We start from the raw sequence: 18,047 nt of genomic DNA, 5'->3' as shown, positions 1-18,047 counted from the left end.
TGAGACAAAACGATATGACAAACCCGGCCTGACATGCCAACTTAGGCAGACCTAATGAGGTTGCTGTGACTGTGTTGCACAGCACTCTAAAGCTACCGGTCGGTAGGGCCAATTTTATTGGAGCCCTTGCGTTTTCGCCAATCAATTCCGGTCACACCCCGACGGGGCCCACCTGCACCACTGGTCACGACACCGCAATATGGTTTGCTAGAAGTCACATTTACGCAGGCTGTTACCAAAAGTTTATTTGCTGCAAAGATTGCTCAGATTCTTAGATTCCGGGCCGGTCAGCGGGCACCCGCCGGTCACCTTTGAGCTGCTATTCAGCAACAGCCGGGCTCCCGGCCGCCCACCGGTGGGATCCTCGAAATGCTGTTTGCTGACCCGGCTTTTTCGACAGGAATTGGAGGGTTCGACCAAATGAGTGCTCCCACGATGACACACAAGCTGGCGGCGGAGGCCGTCGGCACCTTCTGGCTCGTGCTCGGCGGTTGCGGCGCCGCGGTCTTCGCCGCCAATCCCACCGAACACACCTCTATCGGCATCGGATTCCTCGGTGTCGCAATAGCTTTCGGCCTCACGGTACTGACGGGCGTCTACGCCTTCGGCACCGTCTCGGGCGGCCATTTCAATCCCGCGGTCACGCTCGGCGCGGCCCTGGCCCGGCGGATCGACTGGAAGGCACTGCCTAGGTACTGGATCGCCCAGGTCATCGGCGGCCTCATCGCCGGCGCGGTCATCTACTGGATCGGCAGCGGCCAGAAGGGCTGGTCGGCGACCGGCAACATGGCCGCGAACGGTTTCGGGGACCACTCCCCGGAACATTTCGGCCTGGCGTCGGTGCTCATCACCGAAATCGTCCTGACCGCGATGTTCCTGTTCGTGATCCTGGGCTCCACCGACGCCCGGGCGCCGAAGGGCTTCGCCGGACTGTCCATCGGCCTGTCCCTGACCCTGGTCCACCTGATCTCGATCCCGATCTCCAACACCTCGGTGAACCCGGCCCGCTCGACCGGCGTCGCGTTCTTCAACGGCAACGGGGCGCCGACGCAGCTGTGGGTGTTCTGGCTGGCGCCGTTGGTCGGCGCCGCCATCGCGGGCATCGCCTATCCGCTGTTGTTCGGCACGGCCGAGACGGATCACGAAGCCGACGTCGTGGCCGCCGCCTAGATTTCCTTCAGGCTGGGAATCGCCTGGCGCGCACCGAATCTCGGATTGCGCGCCAGGCCGCTGGCCTCGAGCAGCCGTACCGCCCGATGCCGGTGCGGCCGGAGCGGTTCCAGCAGTTCGACCATCGCGGCGTCGTCGATCGGGTGGCCCAGCAGGGTCCAGCCCACCATCTTGGCCAGGTGATAGTCGCCGACCGAGAGCGCGTCGGCGTCGCCGAACGCCTTCTGCACCGTCTCGGCGGCCGTCCAGAGCCCGACTCCCGGCAACGACATCAGGGCCGTGATCGCGGTCTCGGCGGTCAGCCGCTCCAGCGCGTCGGCCCGCTGTGCGCAGCCGACCAGGGTGCGGGCCCGGCCCGGATCCACGTTCGCGCGGTGGAATTCCCAGGACGGGATGCGGCGCCACGCCTCGGCAGTCGGCGGCAGCCGCATGCCGGCCGGCGCCGGGCCGGGCGCAGGTGCGCCATACCGCACGGTGAGCTTGCGGAACGAATTCCACGCATCCCGGCCTTGCACCCGTTGCTCGAGGATCGCCGGGACCAGTGCCTCCAGCACCCGTCCGGTCCGGCACACGCGCAGGTGCGGCACGCGGCGCCAGGCCTCGGCAATGGTCGGTTCGGTGGGTGCGAATCCCGTGGCGTCGTCTTCGGCGCCGACCAGCGCGGGTAGGCGGTCCAGGAACTCGGCGGCGCCGTCGCCCCACACCTCGCAGTCGACGGTCCTGAGATCGGGTGAGCTGAGGCGCGCGGTGACCCCGCCGGTGCGCATCAGGCTGGTCCGCCAGATGACGCCGTCGACGGTCCGGAAGGTCGGATCGGTCCCTCCGCGGCGCAGCGGCGACAACGTCAGGCCGAGGCCGGCCGGGCCGTCCAGGGCCAGGCTGGCGGTGGGCACGGCTCCAGGTTAGGCGGGGTGCACCACGATGTCGGCCTTGTCGGGGTAGAACGCCACCCGGCCGGCGATCTCAGCCACCGCGGGGTACGGCTGTTCGTACGTCCAGATGACGTCTTCGACGCCGCCGACGTGGTAGTAGCCGGCGTCACCCTTGTACGGGCAGTAGCTGGTGGTCGTACTTCGGGACAGCTCCGTCTGGTCGACGTCGGCGAGCGGAACATATTGCACCGCTGGGTAATTCGACTCTTGCAGAGTGAGTGCGTCAGTGGTGTCCGCAACCACGCGGCCGTTGACCGTCACGGTGACACGTCCGGCGGTCGGCGTGATGGTGATGGGGTGAGCCGCACTGGGCTCGAGCACGGGACGCTCGGTCATGTTCAGTGCAACACCTTTCCCGGCGGCGCCGATTCCCGACATGACGCTGGGCCTGTCACCAGTGACAGGCCCAGCCATCAGACGGCAACTACTGACGGATTACAGCGCAATCCAGATGCCGAAGAACCAGAAACCCCACGCCATGAAGCCTGGATCCCACACCGGGTAGACGGTGTAGCCCCAGTAGTCGAACGGGGGCGGCGGCGGTGCCCACGGCGGGGGCGCCACCCAGATGATGTTCGGCCTGGGCGGTGGTCCCCAGCCCCACGGCCCAGGACCATGGCCCCACGGCGGCGGGCCGCCACGCCAGTGCCAGTCGCCCGGTCCCGGGTCGCCCGGCCTGGGGTGCCAGTTCCCCTGGTCGCCGGGATGCCAGTCCCCACGGCCATTGTCGTTGTCGCCCGGGTGCCAGTCGTCGTGATTGCCCGGGTTACCTGGCGGTGGCCCACCCGGCCCGCCGCCGGGATCACCGGGGTTTCCAGGTGGACCGCCGGGGTTTCCAGGTGGACCGCCGGGGTTTCCGGGCGGACCGCCGCCACCCGGTCCGTGTCCGTTACCCGGACCGTTGCATACCTGCATCGGCGGGCAGGGTGCAGGCTTCGCCTGCGCGATATTGACTCCTAATCCCATAATCGCCGCGCTCACACCGGTGGTGAGCGCGGTAGCTGCCACAAACGTCTTTTTGCTCATATCAACCCAACTCCTTCGTTGGAAGGTGCCGTCACGCGGTATATCGCCGGGATACCCCGAAACGGTTACCGCAAAGATCGAGCATTCTTGTTGCGCCACCGACAATTACCGCTTGCCCAACCCCAGGACGGTCTGTCTACGATCAGCGCCATGACCGCACAGGGACCCGCCTCCGTCACCGCCGCCATCGAGATCGCCGCCAGCCCGTCGGCTGTCTACGCGCTGCTGACCGATCTGCCCACCTTGGCCTCGCTCGCCGAGGAGGCACACACCATGGAGTGGCAGAAGGGGTCCTCGGCGGTACCCGGTTCGGTGTTCAAGGGACACAACCGCAACGGCTCGAAGACCTGGACGACCAGCTGCACCGTCACCGAAGCCGAGCCGGGCAAGACGTTCGGCTTCGCCGTGAAGTCCTCGATCGTGCCCATCGCGCACTGGCGCTACGACATCACCGAGACGCCGAACGGCTGCCGGGTCACCGAGTCCACGTGGGACAACCGGCCGGGTCTGTTGAAGCTGTTCGCCGCCTCGCTCACCGGGGTCGCCGACCGGGACGCGGCCAACGCCGAGAACATCCGGCTGACGCTCGAGCGGCTGAAGGCCCGCGCCGAGGCCGCCTGACCGGGCCGGGCGGTCAGCCCCACGAATACCGGTGGTACTGCGACATGTGGCGCATGCCGGGCACGGCGCGCATGACGGCGGCCATCACGCGCAGTCCCGTCGGCAGCAGGTTGTAGCCGTCGGGGCCGAGGGCGGACTCCCATGACAGCAGCCGCAGTCCCGGCACTGCCGACAGGACGTCGTCGGGGCCGTCCATGGCCCACTTCAACGTCGCGCCCGAACGGCGCACCACGGAGTTCGTCCACTGCAGCTTCACACCGAGCCGGCTGAAGGCATCGAATTGCAGTTCCCCACTTGGGAAATGCGCCACGATGCGACGGAACAGTGCCTGGCCGTCGGCCTCGCTGAGGTACATCGTGAGGCCCTCGGCCAGCATCAGTACCGGGCGGTCGGCCGGGATGCCGGCGAGCCACGCCGGGTCCGTCACCGATGCCGGGACGATGTGGCAGTGCTCGCGGGCCGGGTAAAGCTGACGGCGCAGCTCGGCGACCTCCGGGTAGTCGATGTCGTACCAGTCGACGCCGGGTCCCGGGTCCAGCCGGTAGTGTCGGCTGTCCAGTCCGCAACCCAGGTGCAGCACAACGGCTTCCGGGTAAACGGCCAGGAACTGCCGGGCCGTCTTGTCGAAGTAGGCCGACCGCAGCGTGACCCCCGGCGACCTGGCGGCCGTGATCGTGGTCTGCGACCAGTCGTAGTCGATGCGGGCGACGACATCGCGGGCGTAGGTGTCGTGCAGCACCGACTTCGGCAGGTCGGCGTCCAGTGCCTTGGCGTACAGCGTGGCCAGCATGGTCTGCGGTGCCCCGGTCAGGTCCACCTGCAATCTGTCCGTCATGGCTTCGACGCTAGCCGCGGTAGGCCTTGCCGCGCCACGACTTAACGCTGCACGGCGCGTTGTTCAGCCCCGGGATTTCTGGGCCTGCCGAGCCTTTCGCAGGCCCACCCAGAACCGCGCCGCTTCCCGCACCGCGTCCTCGACGGGCCTTGGCTCCCAGCCCAATTCAGCCCTCGCCTTGCTGCAGTCGACGGGCGCCTCAGCGCGCATCAGTCGCAGTGACGCCAGCGACATGTGTTCGTCGGTGCCCTTGAGCCGGCCTTTGACGGTGCCCAGGGTGGCGAGTGTGTACGTCACCGGCAGCGGCAGCGACTTGGCCGGCGCCGGCACCCCGGCCTCGGCCGCGGCGATGCGCGCCACCTCGGCATTGCTGATCATCTTGTCGGAGATCAGGTATCGCTCACCGGGCCGGCCCTTGTCGGCGGCCAGGATCAGCGCGCGGGCGGCGTCGTTGACGTCGACCGCTTCCAGCTCGATGCCGCTCATCACGAACGGCAGTTTCCCGAACGCGGCGCCGGCGATGATGGCGCCGTGCGGCGTACGGCCCCAGTCCGTTCCGCCGTACGTGGTGGACACACACATCGCGACGGCCGGCAGCCCGCGCTCGCGGGCGTACTGCAGCACCAGTTTCTCGGCCTGCACGCGCGATCGCACGTACGGCGGCAGCGTGCGCTCGTCGGCGATGTCGTCCTCGGTGGAGACGAAGCCGCGCTTGCGCCCCACCGTGGCGTAGCTGCTCGTGAAGACGAATTTCTTGAGGCCCGAAGCGATTTCGGGTGCCACCGCGACGTCCAGCACATTGCGGGTGCCCTCGACGTTGGTGCGGAACAACGGCGACGGATCCCGGAGCCAGCCGCGGGTGTCGACGACGCAGTAGTAGATGACGTCGGCGCCGGTCATCGCGGCCCGCAGGGTGTCGTTGTCCCAGATGTCGCCCTCGTAGCGGGTGACGGCGAGGTCGTCGATGCCGATGGTGTTGGCACCCGACCGGACCATGACCCGCACGTCCTCCCCGGCCGCCACCAGCTGCCGGGTGACGTGCGAGCCGAGATAGCCGTTGGCCCCGATGACAAGCGACGTCACCGGCGTCCCCTACCGCCGAACTTCTGCATCCACTCCTCGGCCACCTCCGGCAGCGTGCCCAGCGCTTCGGCCTTCTTGCACCACGCCATGGTGGCCTCGAGGAATTTCATGGGGTTGTAGATGTCTTCCTGCTTGCTCCACAGGCCGTCGCCCGCGTACGTCATGATCGAGATGTTCGTGGCGCCGATGATGGTGCCGTCGCCGGGATCGCGCATGGGGTTGTCGAGCTCGCAGATGACCCGGCCGGTCGCCTCGTCGTACACCTTCCACAGCGACGGGAACGACGTCATGTAGCTGCCGGGGAAGTTCTCCATGGTGTTCCAGATCCAGGGCCGCACCTCCTCGCGGCCGTGCATGGTGCCCATGGCGTGCTCGATGTACAGCACGTCCTCGGTGTAGTGGTCGGTCCACGGATCCCAGTCGCGCGTCTGGGCGGCGCGGTCCACGGTCTGCTCGAAGACGTCGAATGCCGCGATGAGTTCCTCGCGACTGAAGGTGTTGCCCGTCACAGGAAAACTAGAACACGTTCTAGTGACGTTTGTCGAGCACTTGCGCACTCGCCGGGAGTTCGGTTCTCTGGAATCAAAGCGAGGAGGCGTACATGACCGACACTGCGACCGCGATCCTGGCGGGCGGCTGCTTCTGGGGGATGCAGGACCTGATCCGCAAGCAGCCGGGTGTGCTCAAGACCCGGGTCGGCTACACCGGCGGGACCAACGATCACCCGACCTACCGCAACCACCCCGGCCACGCCGAGGCCGTCGAGATCATCTACGACCCCAGCCAGACCGACTATCGGGCGCTCCTGGAGTTCTTCTTCCAGATCCACGACCCGTCGACCGTCAACCGGCAGGGCAACGACGTCGGCACCAGCTACCGCTCGGCGATCTTCTACACCGACGACGAGCAGAAGCGCATCGCCGAAGACACCATCGCCGACGTCGACGCCTCGGGTCTGTGGCCGGGCAAGGTGGTCACCGAGGTGACGCCGGCCGTCCCGTTCTGGGAGGCCGAGCCGGAGCACCAGGACTACCTGGAGCGCATTCCCAACGGCTACACCTGCCACTTCCCGCGGCCAGGCTGGAAACTGCCCAAACGAGCGTGATTTGTGCACGATTTTCCGCGCGAGCCGCGGAAAATCGTGCACAAATCGCTAGGTGGCGGCGCGCTCGGCGATCAGCCGGGCCACGAGCTCGGGGTGCTGGTCCGGCAACCAGTGGTTTGCGCCTTCGACGATCTCGAACTTGTAGGGCGCGTGGACGAACTGCTCGGTCAGCAGGGCACCCTTGCGGCCGAGTGCGATGTCGCCGTCGCTCCAGATGTAGGTGGTCGGCCGGGTCACCGGGGTGAACGCCGATTTGGGGTTCACGAACGGCATGGCGCGGTACCAGTTGAGTGCGGTGGTCAGCGCCCCGCTGTCGAACACCTCGGCACGCGTGACGGCCAGCGCCTCATCGGTCATTCCGCTGCGCGGCATCGCCAGCTGCGCGAACCGTTCGCCGAGCCACGGCAGCTGGAAGATCAGCATGTAGTACGAGTGCAGCGCCTGCGTCCCGACGGCCATCGCCTTCAGGAAGGCACCGGTATGGGGCACCGACACCGCGGTGAGGGTGCGCACCAGCTCGGGTTTGGTCGCCGTCAGCGCCCAGGCGATCGCGGCGCCCCAGTCATGCCCGACCACGTGCACCGGTCCGCCGACCAACTCGATCAGCGCGGCGACGTCATCGGTCAGTTTGGGGATCGTGTACTGCCGCCGGCCCTTCGGCCGGGCACCGGGCGAGTAGCCGCGCTGATTGGGCGCCAACGTCCGGAAACCGTTGGCATGCAACAGTTCCGACACGGCAGTCCAGGACTCGGCGGTCTGCGGGAAGCCGTGCAACAACACCACGACGTCGCCGTCGATGGGGCCGGAGTCGACCACGTCGAAGGTCAGTCCGTCATGGCGGTACTGCGTAATCCGTTCGGTCACAGCATGAACCTACAGCGGGGTGACCCGCCGGCGTAAGGTCACGCGGCCACCGTCTTTCGGCGTGTAGGCCACACCCCGCGAGAAGACCTTCTCCCCCGGCGCGCTGCTGACCTGAATGGCGAAGTGCCGCAACACCGTCCGCAGCACCACGTCCATCTCGACCTGCGCGAACACCGCCCCGACGCAGCGCCGGGTACCGCCACCGAACGGCAGGAACGCCAGCGGCGGCCGGCGCCCGAGGAAGCGCTCCGGGTCGAACCGCTCCGGATCGGCGAATTCCTTTGCGTCCTCGTGCATGTGGTCGATGGCGACGATGATCGAGAAGCCCCGCGGGATGACCCATTCCCCGAGCTGGAAGGTCGGCGCGTACACGTGCCGGCCGGCGAAGTCGATGATGGTGCGAATGCGTTGCACCTCGAGGATGGTCGCCTGGCGGTACTCGTCGGTGTCACCGGCTGCCACCTCGTCTTCGAGGCGGCGCAGCACCTCGGGGTGCCGGGAGATCCGTTCGAAGACCCACGCCATGGTGGCCGCGGTGGTTTCGTGGCCGGCCGCCAGCAGTGTCAGCAGTTCGTCGGCGATGTCGCTGCGGGACATCGCCGTTCCGTCCTCGTAGGTGCTGCGCAGCAGCAGCGCCAGCACGTCGTCGCGGCTGTCGAGATCAGGGTCGGCGGCGACCGTGTCGATGAGTCTGCCGACGACCTCGTCGTACCGGCGCCGGTATTCGGCGAGCCGGCCCCAGGGCGTGAAGCGGCCGTAGGTGCGCGGCGGCATGGGCAGCACCGCCAGCCGCGACCCCAGGGTAACCCACGGCGGGATGATGCGCCGTAGCTCGTCGAGGTGGTGGCCGTCGGCGCCGAACACCGCGCGCAGGATGGCGTTGAGCGTGATGTGCATCATCGGTTCGAGCGTGGGGAACGACTTCCCCTCGGGCCAGGACGCCGCCGCACGCAGCGTCTCCTCTTCGAAGATGCGCTCGTAATTCTTGATGCTCTTGCCGTGGAACGGCGGGGTCAGCAGCTTGCGGCGCAGCCGGTGTTCGGAACCGTCGAGCGCGAACACCGATCCGCTGCCGAGGACGCGGGACAGGTTCGGCTGGATGTTGCCGACGTCGGCGGGGTTCGCGGCGAACACCTGCTTGGCCAGCTGGGGGTCGGTCACCATGACGGCGCGGCCGAAAACCGGTGCATCACAGGTGAATACCGGACCGAGCCGCGGCACCATCCGGTTGACGAACCGGCGCCGATTGGTCGCGAACGCGACGCCTTGAAGAATCTTGGGCACTCCGGTCGCCGGTGGCAGATGGATCGCCGGGGCGCACTCGGTGAGTTCAGCGGTGACGGTTTCGGTCATGGCACGCTCCAAACCACTGTTTACGCGGTACCACGGTGTACCGCGTGGTTATCCGGTACGGTACCGGCTGGTACCAAAGGTGACAAGGGTTTTGGGAGAGCGATGGCAGGCAGCGAGGTCAACGCGGCGCAGACGGCTCCGCAGCCGTTCCGCGGGCGGCTGCTCGACGGGCTCGCCACCTCCCTGGAGACCCGGGGCTACCGCGACACCACCGTCGCCGACATCGTCCGGAACGCCAAGACCTCCAAGCGCACCTTCTACGACCAGTTCGCCAGCAAGGAAGAGTGCTTCGTCGAACTGCTGCGCTCCAACAACGACGACCTCATCGCCCGGATCCGCGCCGCCATCGATCCCGACGCCGACTGGGAGCAGCAGGTGCGCAACGCGGTCGACGCGTACGTCGCGCACATCGCCTCCCGGCCCGCGATCACCTTGAGCTGGATCCGCGAGGCGCCGGCGCTCGGTGACGCCGCGCTGCCACTCAATCGCCTGGCCATGGAGCATCTCACCGACATGGTCGTCGACCTCACCAGCGGTTCGGGGTTCCAGCGCGCCGGCATCGCCCCGATCGACCGGCCGGTGGCCCTGATCCTGCTCGGCGGTCTCCGCGAACTCACCGCTCTGCTCGTCGAGGACGGCCGCGACGTCGCGGAGCTCACCGAACCTGCTGTCACCGCCGCGCTCGCGATGCTGGGCACCCGATCGTCAGCGCAGCATCAGCCGCGCTGACTTCTCCAGCCGCGCGGCGATCTCGTCGTACGACGTGAACCCCATGCCGGCCCGGACCAGCGCGCCCGAATAGAGCATCTCCAGCGACTCGATGACGTCGTCGTCGACGTCCGGACCGAGCGCCGCGGCCAGTCGGGAGCGGATATCCGCGGCGATGCGCTGCCGCAGCACCTCGACATCGGGGTCGCGGCCCAGCAGCGCGTTGGTGACGGCGCCGGCGAACTCCGGCTCGTCGATCACTAGTAGTGCGATGTGCCGCAGCACCTCGGTCACCCGCGTGGCAGGATCGTCGGAGTCGTGCGCCGCGGGCGGCGACGACGCCAGGCGACGCCAGAACACCTCGGCGACCAGGTGTTCCTTCGACGAGAAGTAGGTGTAGGCCGTCGCAGCGCCGACACCGGCGTCGGCCGCGACCCGGCGGACCGTCAGCCCCGCGAAGCCTTCGCGGCGCAACAGGTCGAGGGCGGCACGGCTCAGCCGGTCGACCGTATCGGCCTGTTTGGCCGTCAACCGGCGCCGGGTGGGCTCAAGCGCCTGTTCAGACACGTGTCCGGACGCTACGGCAACGGGCGAACCGCAGCAAGCGGTCTACCGTGGACACATGCGGGCGTTGATCGTCGTCGACGTGCAGAACGACTTCTGCGAAGGGGGTTCCCTCGCGGTGTCCGGCGGCGGTGAAGTGGCGCGTGCGATCAGCGATCTGCTGGCCCGCCGCGAGTACGACCACGTCGTCGCCACGGCCGACCATCACATCGACCCGGGCGCGCATTTCTCCGACCACCCCGACTACGTGACGTCGTGGCCGCCGCACTGCGTCGCCGGGACACCGGGCGCGCAGTTCCACCCGGAGCTCGACGTTTCCACGGTCGAGGCGGTGTTCCGCAAGGGCCCGCACTCCGCGGCCTACAGCGGGTTCGAAGGCGAGGACGAAAGCGGCACCGCACTGGCGGACTGGCTGCGCACCCGCGGGGTCGACGAGGTCGACGTGGTCGGCATCGCCACCGACTACTGCGTCAAGGCCACGGCGGCCGACGCCGCCGAGGCCGGGTTCCGCACCCGCGTCCTGCTCGGTTACACCGCCGGGGTATCGGCCGACGGCACCACGAATGCCGTTGCCGCCCTGAGAGATTCCGGCGTGACGGTCGTCTGAGGCACTTCCCGTCGCTCCGCTCGCCCCTAACGCGTCGGATCCACCGGCCGGCCCGACCACCGCGGCAACCGCCCGGCCTGCAGCGCCCGCACACCCTCCCTGGCGTCGTCATGCGCCATCACCGCGAGATGAATCTCCGTCTCCCGCCGGCCCACCTCGTCGCGCGACAGGTCGAACGAGTCCCAGAGCAGCCGCTTGCTGGCGGCCACCGACATCGGCGCGGTGTTGTCCGCAATGTCGTGGGCCACCGCCAGCGCGGCCGGCAGCACCTCATCAGCGGGCAGCACGCGGCTCGCGATGCCGAGCTCCGCGGCGCGGCGACCGTCGAAAGTCGTTCCCGTCAACAGGATTTCCGCAGCCCGGGCGATGCCGACCAATCGCGGCAATGCCCAATGCGAGTAGGCGTCCCCCACCACCCCGCGGCGCACCTGCACGACGCCGTAGCGGGCGTCCGCGGCGAAAATCCGGATATCGCACTGCAGCGCCAGGGTGAGCCCCAGCCCGATGGCGTGCCCGTTGACCGCCGCGATCACCGGCTTGCTCAACGACCACGCCGGAACCGGGATGCCGGCGGCACTGAACTCCGGGCCCGGCGCCGCGAACGTCTCGTCACCCGCGGCCAGGTCGGCCCCGGCGCAGAATGCCGGCGGCGCCCCGGTCAGCACGACGGCGCGCACGTCGTCGGCCTGGTCGCACCGGGTGTAGGCGTCGGCGAGTTCTTCCCGCATCCCGTCACCAAAGGCGTTGCGCCGCTCGGGCCGGTTCAGCGTCAGCGTCACCACACCGCCGTCGAAGCCGGTCAGCAGCGTGCGGTATGCGGGGAACACCGCCCGAGTAAACCACGATTCTGCAATACCTCTGTAACAGAGCTATTGTTGAGACGTGCCCGCCCACACCGCCCCCGCCCCGGACCTCACGACCGACCTGTTCCACACGGTCGGCACGTTCCGCCGGCAGCTGCGCCGGACCGCCGGCGGGAGCTTCGCAGGCGTCACCCAGTCGCAGGCCGAACTGCTCAGACTCGTCGGCCGCCGGCCCGGCATCTCGGTCCGGGAAGCCGCACAGGAACTGGGCCTGGCCGCCAACACCGCGTCGACACTGGTCTCCAAGCTGGTCGCGGACAACCTCCTGGTCCGCACCGTCGACCCCGACGACCGCCGCATCGGGCGCCTCCGGCTGACCGAGCCGGCCCAGCAGCTCGCCGATCAGACCAGGGCCTCCCGCCGGGCCGCCCTCGATGTCGTGCTCAATCAACTCAGCACCGAGCAAATCGATGATCTGTCAAAGGGTTTGACCGTCCTGGCCGAGATGACCCGAATGCTCCAGGAGAGCCGGCCATGAGTACTCCCGCCATCGAATGCGACCACGTCACGCACCGCTACGGCGATTTCACCGCCGTCGACGACCTGAGCCTCACCGTCGACGTGGGGGAAACCATGGGACTGCTCGGCCCGAACGGCGCCGGCAAGACCACCCTGGTACGCCTGCTCACCACCCTGACGCCCGTGCAGCACGGGCAGGTGCGCATCTTCGGGCTCGACGCCGGCCGCCGCACCATGGATATCCGTCAGAACCTCGGCTATGTGCCGCAACAACTCTCGATCGAATCCGCCCTCACCGGACGCCAGAACGTCGACCTGTTCGCGCGGCTGTACGACGTACCGCGCCGCGAGCGCCGCGACAGGGTCGACGACGCGCTGCGCGCCATGCAGCTGCTCGACGTCGCCGACCGGCCCGCCAAGACCTACTCGGGCGGCATGGTTCGGCGGCTCGAGCTGGCGCAGGCGCTGGTGAACCGGCCGTCGCTGCTGATTCTCGATGAACCCACCGTCGGCCTGGATCCCATTGCGCGCGACAGTGTCTGGACGCAGGTGGCGAACATGCAGCGGGAGTTCGGCATGACGGTCCTGCTCACCACGCACTACATGGAGGAAGCCGACGCGTTGTGCGACCGGGTTGCCCTCATGCACCACGGCGTTCTACAGGCCGTCGGGTCGCCCACCGATCTGAAGGCGGCGCTCGGTCCGGCTGCCACGCTCGAGGACGTGTTCCGGCACTACGCCGGGTCCGACCTGTCCGGGGACGACGACCGCCAGACCTTGAAGGACGTCCGCGCTGGAAGGAGGACGGCCCGTCGTGTCAGTTGACGTCGAACTCGTCGCCGCACCGCGCGGCGCCAGGCGCATCGGCGGGCTCGCCCGCCGGATGGGCGCCTTCGCTCTGGTCGAATTGCAGAAGCTGCGCTACGACCGCACCGAGTTGGTCACCCGGACGATCCAGCCCGCCCTGTGGCTGCTGATCTTCGGCCAGACCTTCTCGCGGCTGCATGTCATCAACACCGGCAGCGTGCCGTACCTGTCGTTCCTGGCGCCGGGGATCATCGCCCAGTCGGCGCTGTTCATCTCGATCTTCTACGGCATCCAGATCGTCTGGGACCGTGATGCCGGCATCCTGGCCAAACTGATGGTGACCCCGTCGCCGGCCTCGGCGCTGATCACCGGCAAGGCGTTCGCGGCGGGAGTCCGCTCGATAGCGCAGGTGATCGGGGTTCTGGTGATCGCCCTGCTGATGGGCATCCATCTCAGCTTCAACCCGCTGCACATCCTGGCCGCCATGGCGGTCGTGATGCTCGGGTCGGCGTTCTTCGCTTGTCTGTCAATGACTCTGGCGGGGCTGGTCCGCAACCGCGACCGCCTGATGGGCATCGGCCAGGCCATCACCATGCCGCTGTTCTTCGCCTCCAACGCGCTGTATCCGGTGGACATCATGCCGGGCTGGCTGCGCGCGCTCTCCACCGTCAACCCGCTGTCGTACGAAGTGAACGCGCTGCGCTCGCTTCTGCTGGGCACGCCCGGCCACACCCTGCTGGACATCGCGGTCCTGGCCGTAGCCGCGGTGGTGGGGATCGCCGCGGCCTCGGCCCTGCTGCGCCGCCTGGTGCGGTGACGAACGCTGCGGCATTGGCGTCGTATCGCTCGGTCCTGCCTGCTGCGGCCTGAACAGCTGTTAGGTTCAACCCATCCGGCGGGGGTCAAGATCAACAGCAGTGCCTCAGATTGGAGTAAACGTTGCGCAACGTCACCAAGATCGCTGCAGCAGTCTTCACCGTCGCGGCAGTTTCCGCCGCCGCCACCGAAACCCTGGCCAACAGCCCGGCCACCATCCCGTTCATCCCGACGGGCATCAGCCAGTCGGCCAGCAGCGTCGGCTTCGCCGACTCCGACGTCTACGGCATGAACGCCGACGACATCAACCACACCTTCGACCTGATGTCGGCGACGGGCGTGCGCACCGTCCGCATCATCATCCCGTGGGCCGGCATCGAGGGCACCCAGGGCAGCTTCAACTGGGGCCAGGTCGACACCGTCGTCGGGGCGGCCAACGCCCGCCACATGTCGGTGGTCGGCGCGATCGTCGCGACACCGGCCTGGGCCGTCGCACCCGGTGCCATCCCGATCAGCAGCCCGCCGGCCTCCGCCGCGGTATACGGCGACTTCGCCGGCGCGGTCGCCGCGCACTACCGGGGCCGGGTTGACGCCTACGAGATCTGGAACGAGCCCAACGCCGTGATGTCGTGGACCTCCGGCCCGCAGGGCCCGGAGCCCGCCGTCTACGCCGACATGCTCAAGGCGTCGTACCCGAAGATCAAGGCCGCCGATCGCGGCGCCGTCGTCATCGGCGGTGTCGTCGGCGCGGTCGTGTCGTTCGGTTCGCTGACCCTGGACCCCGTCACCTTCGTCCAGCGCATGTACGGCGCGGGTGCGGCCGGGTCGTTCGACGCGCTGTCGTTCCACCCGTACCACTACAACCTGAAGTTCTCGGCAGGCGCCGGCGTGCCCAACTCGCCGCTGAGCCAGACCGACGGCATCCATCAGGCCATGGCCGCCAACGGCGACGGCGGCAAGAAGATCTGGGCCACCGAGTACGGCGAGCCCAACTCGGCCGTCGACGAGGCCACCCAGGCCGACTACATCCGTGACTTCCTGGCCAAGTGGCGCACGCTGCCCTATGCCGGCCCGTCGTACATCTACACCACGCGTGACCGCGTCACCGGCAGCTCGAACCCCGAGGAATCCATCGGCGTCTACCGCTCCGACTGGACCCCGAAGCCGGCACAGGCCGCCGTCAAGGCCATGGCCTGACGGTCATCGTCGGCGGTTGGTACACCTAACCGCCGACGATGTTCGCGATCGCTCCCAGCGGCAGGTCCAGCCAGTGCGGCCGGTGCCGGGCCTCGTACCCGGCTTCGTACACCGCCTTGTCGAGTTCGTAGGCGGCGAGCAGTTCCGCGTCGGCGTCGGTACCGCCGCCCTCGGCATAGCCATCGCAGAACGCCGCCCGGTTGCGGTCGGCCCATTCCCGCGCGCGGGCGGCGAGCTGCTTGCGGCGCTGCTCGTTGCCGCCGCCCTCGGTCAGCCGCTGGAACGCCGCGTACTGATAGGACCGCAGCATTCCGGCGACGTCCCGCAGCGGTGAGTCGGGTACCCGGCGCTGATCCAGTGACTGCCCGGGTTCGCCTTCGAAGTCGATCAGCAGCCAGGTCTCGGGGGTGCGCAGCACCTGGCCCAGATGCAGGTCGCCGTGAATCCGTTGCACCGTGATCGGCTGCCCCTCGAGCGCGCGGTAGCGACCCTCGATGGCCGCGGCGTACTCGCGGACCTGTGGCACCGACGCGGTCACCGCGGCCAGCCGCTCCAGCATCGTCTCGACCGGGAACAGCGCCGTGGCCGTGCCCAGTTCAGCGGCCAGCGTCGCGTGCACCGCGGCGACGGACTGCCCGAGCCGCTCTGACTCCCCCGCGAAGTCGCCGCCGACCTCGTTGGCATACAGGTCGCCCTCGGCATAGAGGTCCCGGGTACTGGCGACGGCCATGTCCCAGCCCTCGGCGGCGTTGTCGGCGAAGCGGGCCAGCATGCCGAGCGCCGTCTCCGGTCCGCCGTCCAACGACATCGTCCCCAGCAGCGGCGCCACATGCGGGCTGCCGGCGCGGCTCAGCACCCGGGTCAGCTCGATGTCGGGATTCACGCCGGATGTGACGCGGCGGAACAGCTTGAGGATGGCGGCTTCGTCGAACACGACACTGGTGTTGCTCTGTTCGGCGCCCATCACGCGCGCCGTCTCGCCCGCGGGCAGCTCGGCGTCGGGCTCCGCGGCAAAGGAGACCGGACCGATCGTCGCCGAGTCGGCGATCAAGCCGAGCAGCAGGGTCGCGACTTCCGGGTCACCGAGGGCGTCACCGACCTCGCCGTCACCCTGGCGCAGCACCAGCTGGTACCGCTCGCCGGGGCCGTCGTCGTAGCTGACGTCGAGCAAGACCAGGTCGACGTCGTCGCGCAGCGCCACCACCAGCGCCGGTTCGGCGCCGGTGAGCTCCCGGTTGCGGCCGGCGTACCAGCGCTGCTGGGTCAGGTATTCGGTCAACTGTGGATCCATCACGGCTCCTCACCGACGGGCGCACGCAACGAGAACCAGTAGAAACCGTGCCCGGGCAGTGTCAACAGGTAGGGCAGTTCCCCGATGCGGGGGAACTCGACCTGGCCGGTCAGCTCAACCGGCGTGTAGCCGTTCCAATGCTGCAGGTTCAATTCGACCGGCTGGGGAAAACGGGACAGATTGTTGACGCACAAAACAGTGTCAGCCTCACCATCGTCTCGCACGAGCTCGCGCACATAGGTGAGCGCCGACGGATTGGAGCCGCCGAGTTCCCGGAACGAGCCCACGGCGAACGCGTCGTGCCGCCGCCGCACCGCGAGCATGGTGCGCGTCCAGTTGAGCAGGGAGTTCGAGGTGTCGCGCTGCGCCTCGACGTTCACCGCCTGGTAGCCGTACACCGGATCCTGGCTCGGCGGGACGTACAGCCGGCCGGGGTTGGCCGCGGAGAACCCCGCGTTGCGGTCGGGCGACCACTGCATCGGGGTGCGGACTCCGTCGCGGTCACCGAGCCAGATGATGTCGCCCATCCCGATCTCGTCGCCGTAGTACAGCACCGGCGACCCGGGCAGCGACAACAGCAACGCGGTGAACAGTTCGGTCTGGTTGCGGTCGTTCTCCAGCAGCGGGGCCAGGCGCCGGCGGATGCCGACATTCGCCTTCATCCGCGGGTCCTTGGCGTACTCGGCGTACATGTAGTCGCGCTCTTCGTCGGTGACCATCTCCAACGTGAGCTCGTCATGGTTGCGCAGGAAGATGCCCCACTGCGCCAGGTCGGGGATGGGCGGGGTCTGGGCCAGGATTTCCGAGATCGGGAACCGCGACTCCCGCCGGACCGCCATGAAAATTCTTGGCATCAGCGGGAAATGGAAGGCCATGTGGCACTCGTCGCCGCCGGTCTCCGGGTCGCCGAAGTATTCGACGACATCGGCCGGCCACTGGTTCGCCTCGGCCAGCAGGACCCGGCCCGGGAACTCGTCGTCGATCACCTTGCGGCACCGCTTGAGGAAGGCGTGCGTCTCGGGCAGGTTCTCGCAGTTGGTGCCCTGACGCTCGAACAGGTAGGGCACCGCGTCCAGCCGGAAGCCGTCGATGCCCAGGTCCAGCCAGAAGCGCAACACGTCGATCATCGCTTCCTGCACGGCCGGGTTGTCGTAGTTCAGGTCGGGCTGGTGGGAGAAGAAGCGGTGCCAGTAGAACTGTTTGCGCACGGCGTCGAAGGTCCAGTTGGACTCTTCGGTGTCGACGAAGATGACGCGCGCATCCTGGTACTTCTCGCTGGTGTCGCTCCAGACGTAGAAGTCACCGTAGGGCCCGGTGGGGTCGCGGCGGGACTCCTGGAACCACGAGTGGGTGTCGGAGGTGTGGTTCATCACCAGGTCGGTGATGACGCGGATACCGCGCCGGTGCGCGGCGTCCAGCAGGGCGACGAAGTCCTCGACGGTGCCGAACTCCGGCAGCACCTTGTAGAAGTCGCGGATGTCGTAGCCACCGTCGCGCAGCGGGGAGTCGTAGAACGGTGGCAACCAAATACAGTCGACACCAAGCCATTTCAAATAGTCGAGTCGCTCGGTGAGACCTCGGAGGTCACCTGAGCCGTCGGCGTCTGAGTCGTAGAAGGCGCGGACCAACACCTCATAGAAAACCGCGCGCTTGAACCAGGTGCGGTCCTCTGGGAGGACTCGCGCGTGTCCGAAGTCCGCGGCGCTTGGATGTTCCACGCCACCGTTGGAGGCGTCCATCGAGAAC

At 68.0% G+C, this 18,047-nt stretch carries 21 protein-coding genes; 9 read left to right on the top strand and 12 right to left on the bottom strand.

Annotated elements, in window-relative coordinates:
- Positions 1-420 precede the first annotated feature (420 nt).
- A complete protein-coding gene (aqpZ, locus tag ACJH6J_RS13880; protein WP_406774502.1) occupies positions 421-1,170 on the top strand; it encodes an aquaporin Z in 750 nt (249 codons plus the stop codon).
- On the opposite strand, the gene ACJH6J_RS13875 is transcribed toward aqpZ, so the two are convergent.
- The 3 genes from ACJH6J_RS13875 to ACJH6J_RS13865 all read right to left on the bottom strand — a co-directional run bounded on the left by ACJH6J_RS13875 (position 1,167) and on the right by ACJH6J_RS13865 (position 3,017).
- Positions 1,167-2,063, bottom strand: a complete 897-nt coding sequence (locus tag ACJH6J_RS13875) for a DNA-3-methyladenine glycosylase family protein (protein WP_406774501.1) — start codon at positions 2,061-2,063, stop codon at positions 1,167-1,169. The genes aqpZ and ACJH6J_RS13875 overlap by 4 nt on opposite strands.
- Positions 2,064-2,072: 9 nt before the next feature.
- Entirely contained in the window at positions 2,073-2,438 is a 366-nt protein-coding gene (locus ACJH6J_RS13870; RefSeq protein WP_212807638.1) for a DUF427 domain-containing protein, read from the bottom strand.
- A gap of 99 nt (positions 2,439-2,537) precedes the next feature.
- On the bottom strand, positions 2,538-3,017 hold the full coding sequence (locus ACJH6J_RS13865; protein ID WP_406774500.1) for a chitin-binding protein: 480 nt from the start codon (positions 3,015-3,017) through the stop codon (positions 2,538-2,540).
- Positions 3,018-3,278: 261 nt separating this feature from the next.
- On the opposite strand from ACJH6J_RS13865, the gene ACJH6J_RS13860 reads away from it, so the two are divergent.
- The gene (locus ACJH6J_RS13860) at positions 3,279-3,749 is read left to right on the top strand and encodes an SRPBCC family protein (protein WP_212807640.1); all 471 of its coding nucleotides are present in this window, start codon (positions 3,279-3,281) and stop codon (positions 3,747-3,749) included.
- Positions 3,750-3,762: 13 nt separating this feature from the next.
- Here the strand turns inward: ACJH6J_RS13860 and ACJH6J_RS13855 are convergent, their stop codons facing one another.
- From ACJH6J_RS13855 to ACJH6J_RS13845, 3 genes are all read right to left on the bottom strand, one after another.
- Positions 3,763-4,584, bottom strand: a complete 822-nt coding sequence (locus ACJH6J_RS13855) for a class I SAM-dependent methyltransferase (protein WP_212807641.1) — start codon at positions 4,582-4,584, stop codon at positions 3,763-3,765.
- 63 nt (positions 4,585-4,647) lie between these two features.
- Positions 4,648-5,667: an NAD-dependent epimerase/dehydratase family protein gene (locus tag ACJH6J_RS13850; RefSeq protein ID WP_406804069.1), complete on the bottom strand. Its 1,020-nt coding sequence runs from the start codon at positions 5,665-5,667 to the stop codon at positions 4,648-4,650.
- A complete protein-coding gene (locus ACJH6J_RS13845; RefSeq protein ID WP_406802976.1) occupies positions 5,664-6,176 on the bottom strand; it encodes a nuclear transport factor 2 family protein in 513 nt (170 codons plus the stop codon). The genes ACJH6J_RS13850 and ACJH6J_RS13845 overlap by 4 nt, the downstream gene beginning before the upstream one ends.
- A gap of 92 nt (positions 6,177-6,268) precedes the next feature.
- Between ACJH6J_RS13845 and msrA the strand changes: the two genes are divergently transcribed.
- Positions 6,269-6,772 (top strand): peptide-methionine (S)-S-oxide reductase MsrA, encoded by a 504-nt coding sequence (gene msrA / locus ACJH6J_RS13840; RefSeq protein ID WP_212807644.1) that lies wholly within the window; start codon positions 6,269-6,271, stop codon positions 6,770-6,772.
- Positions 6,773-6,820: 48 nt separating this feature from the next.
- On the opposite strand, the gene ACJH6J_RS13835 is transcribed toward msrA, so the two are convergent.
- Positions 6,821-7,636: an alpha/beta fold hydrolase gene (locus ACJH6J_RS13835; RefSeq protein WP_406804068.1), complete on the bottom strand. Its 816-nt coding sequence runs from the start codon at positions 7,634-7,636 to the stop codon at positions 6,821-6,823.
- A gap of 9 nt (positions 7,637-7,645) precedes the next feature.
- Positions 7,646-8,989 (bottom strand): cytochrome P450, encoded by a 1,344-nt coding sequence (locus ACJH6J_RS13830; RefSeq protein ID WP_212807646.1) that lies wholly within the window; start codon positions 8,987-8,989, stop codon positions 7,646-7,648.
- 102 nt (positions 8,990-9,091) lie between these two features.
- Between ACJH6J_RS13830 and ACJH6J_RS13825 the strand changes: the two genes are divergently transcribed.
- Positions 9,092-9,718 (top strand): TetR/AcrR family transcriptional regulator, encoded by a 627-nt coding sequence (locus tag ACJH6J_RS13825; protein WP_212807647.1) that lies wholly within the window; start codon positions 9,092-9,094, stop codon positions 9,716-9,718.
- On the opposite strand, the gene ACJH6J_RS13820 is transcribed toward ACJH6J_RS13825, so the two are convergent.
- Positions 9,695-10,264, bottom strand: coding sequence for a TetR/AcrR family transcriptional regulator (locus ACJH6J_RS13820; protein ID WP_212807648.1), 570 nt, complete (start codon positions 10,262-10,264; stop codon positions 9,695-9,697). The two genes, ACJH6J_RS13825 and ACJH6J_RS13820, sit on opposite strands and share 24 nt — an antisense overlap.
- Positions 10,265-10,319: 55 nt before the next feature.
- On the opposite strand from ACJH6J_RS13820, the gene ACJH6J_RS13815 reads away from it, so the two are divergent.
- Entirely contained in the window at positions 10,320-10,868 is a 549-nt protein-coding gene (locus tag ACJH6J_RS13815) for a nicotinamidase (RefSeq protein ID WP_212807649.1), read from the top strand.
- A gap of 26 nt (positions 10,869-10,894) precedes the next feature.
- On the opposite strand, the gene ACJH6J_RS13810 is transcribed toward ACJH6J_RS13815, so the two are convergent.
- Complete coding sequence (locus ACJH6J_RS13810; RefSeq protein WP_406802980.1) at positions 10,895-11,695, bottom strand: enoyl-CoA hydratase/isomerase family protein; 801 nt, start codon at positions 11,693-11,695, stop codon at positions 10,895-10,897.
- A gap of 55 nt (positions 11,696-11,750) precedes the next feature.
- Here ACJH6J_RS13810 and ACJH6J_RS13805 point away from each other — a divergent pair, with 55 nt between their 5' ends.
- From ACJH6J_RS13805 to ACJH6J_RS13790, 4 genes are all read left to right on the top strand, one after another.
- Positions 11,751-12,209 (top strand): MarR family winged helix-turn-helix transcriptional regulator, encoded by a 459-nt coding sequence (locus tag ACJH6J_RS13805; protein WP_212807651.1) that lies wholly within the window; start codon positions 11,751-11,753, stop codon positions 12,207-12,209.
- Positions 12,206-13,015, top strand: coding sequence for an ATP-binding cassette domain-containing protein (locus tag ACJH6J_RS13800; RefSeq protein WP_212807652.1), 810 nt, complete (start codon positions 12,206-12,208; stop codon positions 13,013-13,015). The genes ACJH6J_RS13805 and ACJH6J_RS13800 overlap by 4 nt, the downstream gene beginning before the upstream one ends.
- A gap of 58 nt (positions 13,016-13,073) precedes the next feature.
- On the top strand, positions 13,074-13,814 hold the full coding sequence (locus tag ACJH6J_RS13795) for an ABC transporter permease (RefSeq protein ID WP_212814504.1): 741 nt from the start codon (positions 13,074-13,076) through the stop codon (positions 13,812-13,814).
- 122 nt (positions 13,815-13,936) lie between these two features.
- Positions 13,937-15,010 carry a cellulase family glycosylhydrolase gene (locus tag ACJH6J_RS13790; protein WP_406804067.1) on the top strand — a complete coding sequence of 358 codons (1,074 nt, stop codon included), beginning with the start codon at positions 13,937-13,939 and terminating at the stop codon, positions 15,008-15,010.
- A gap of 25 nt (positions 15,011-15,035) precedes the next feature.
- Here ACJH6J_RS13790 and ACJH6J_RS13785 read toward each other — a convergent pair whose 3' ends face one another.
- On the bottom strand, positions 15,036-16,301 hold the full coding sequence (locus ACJH6J_RS13785; protein ID WP_406804066.1) for a maltokinase N-terminal cap-like domain-containing protein: 1,266 nt from the start codon (positions 16,299-16,301) through the stop codon (positions 15,036-15,038).
- The gene (treS, locus tag ACJH6J_RS13780; protein WP_406804065.1) at positions 16,301-18,040 is read right to left on the bottom strand and encodes a maltose alpha-D-glucosyltransferase; all 1,740 of its coding nucleotides are present in this window, start codon (positions 18,038-18,040) and stop codon (positions 16,301-16,303) included. The genes ACJH6J_RS13785 and treS overlap by 1 nt, the downstream gene beginning before the upstream one ends.
- Positions 18,041-18,047 lie beyond the last annotated feature (7 nt).

The sequence above is a fragment of the Mycobacterium sp. SMC-18 genome, assembly GCF_045310895.1.
Lineage (GTDB): Bacteria > Actinomycetota > Actinomycetes > Mycobacteriales > Mycobacteriaceae > Mycobacterium.
This window is presented reverse-complemented; position numbering and strand designations above follow the sequence as displayed.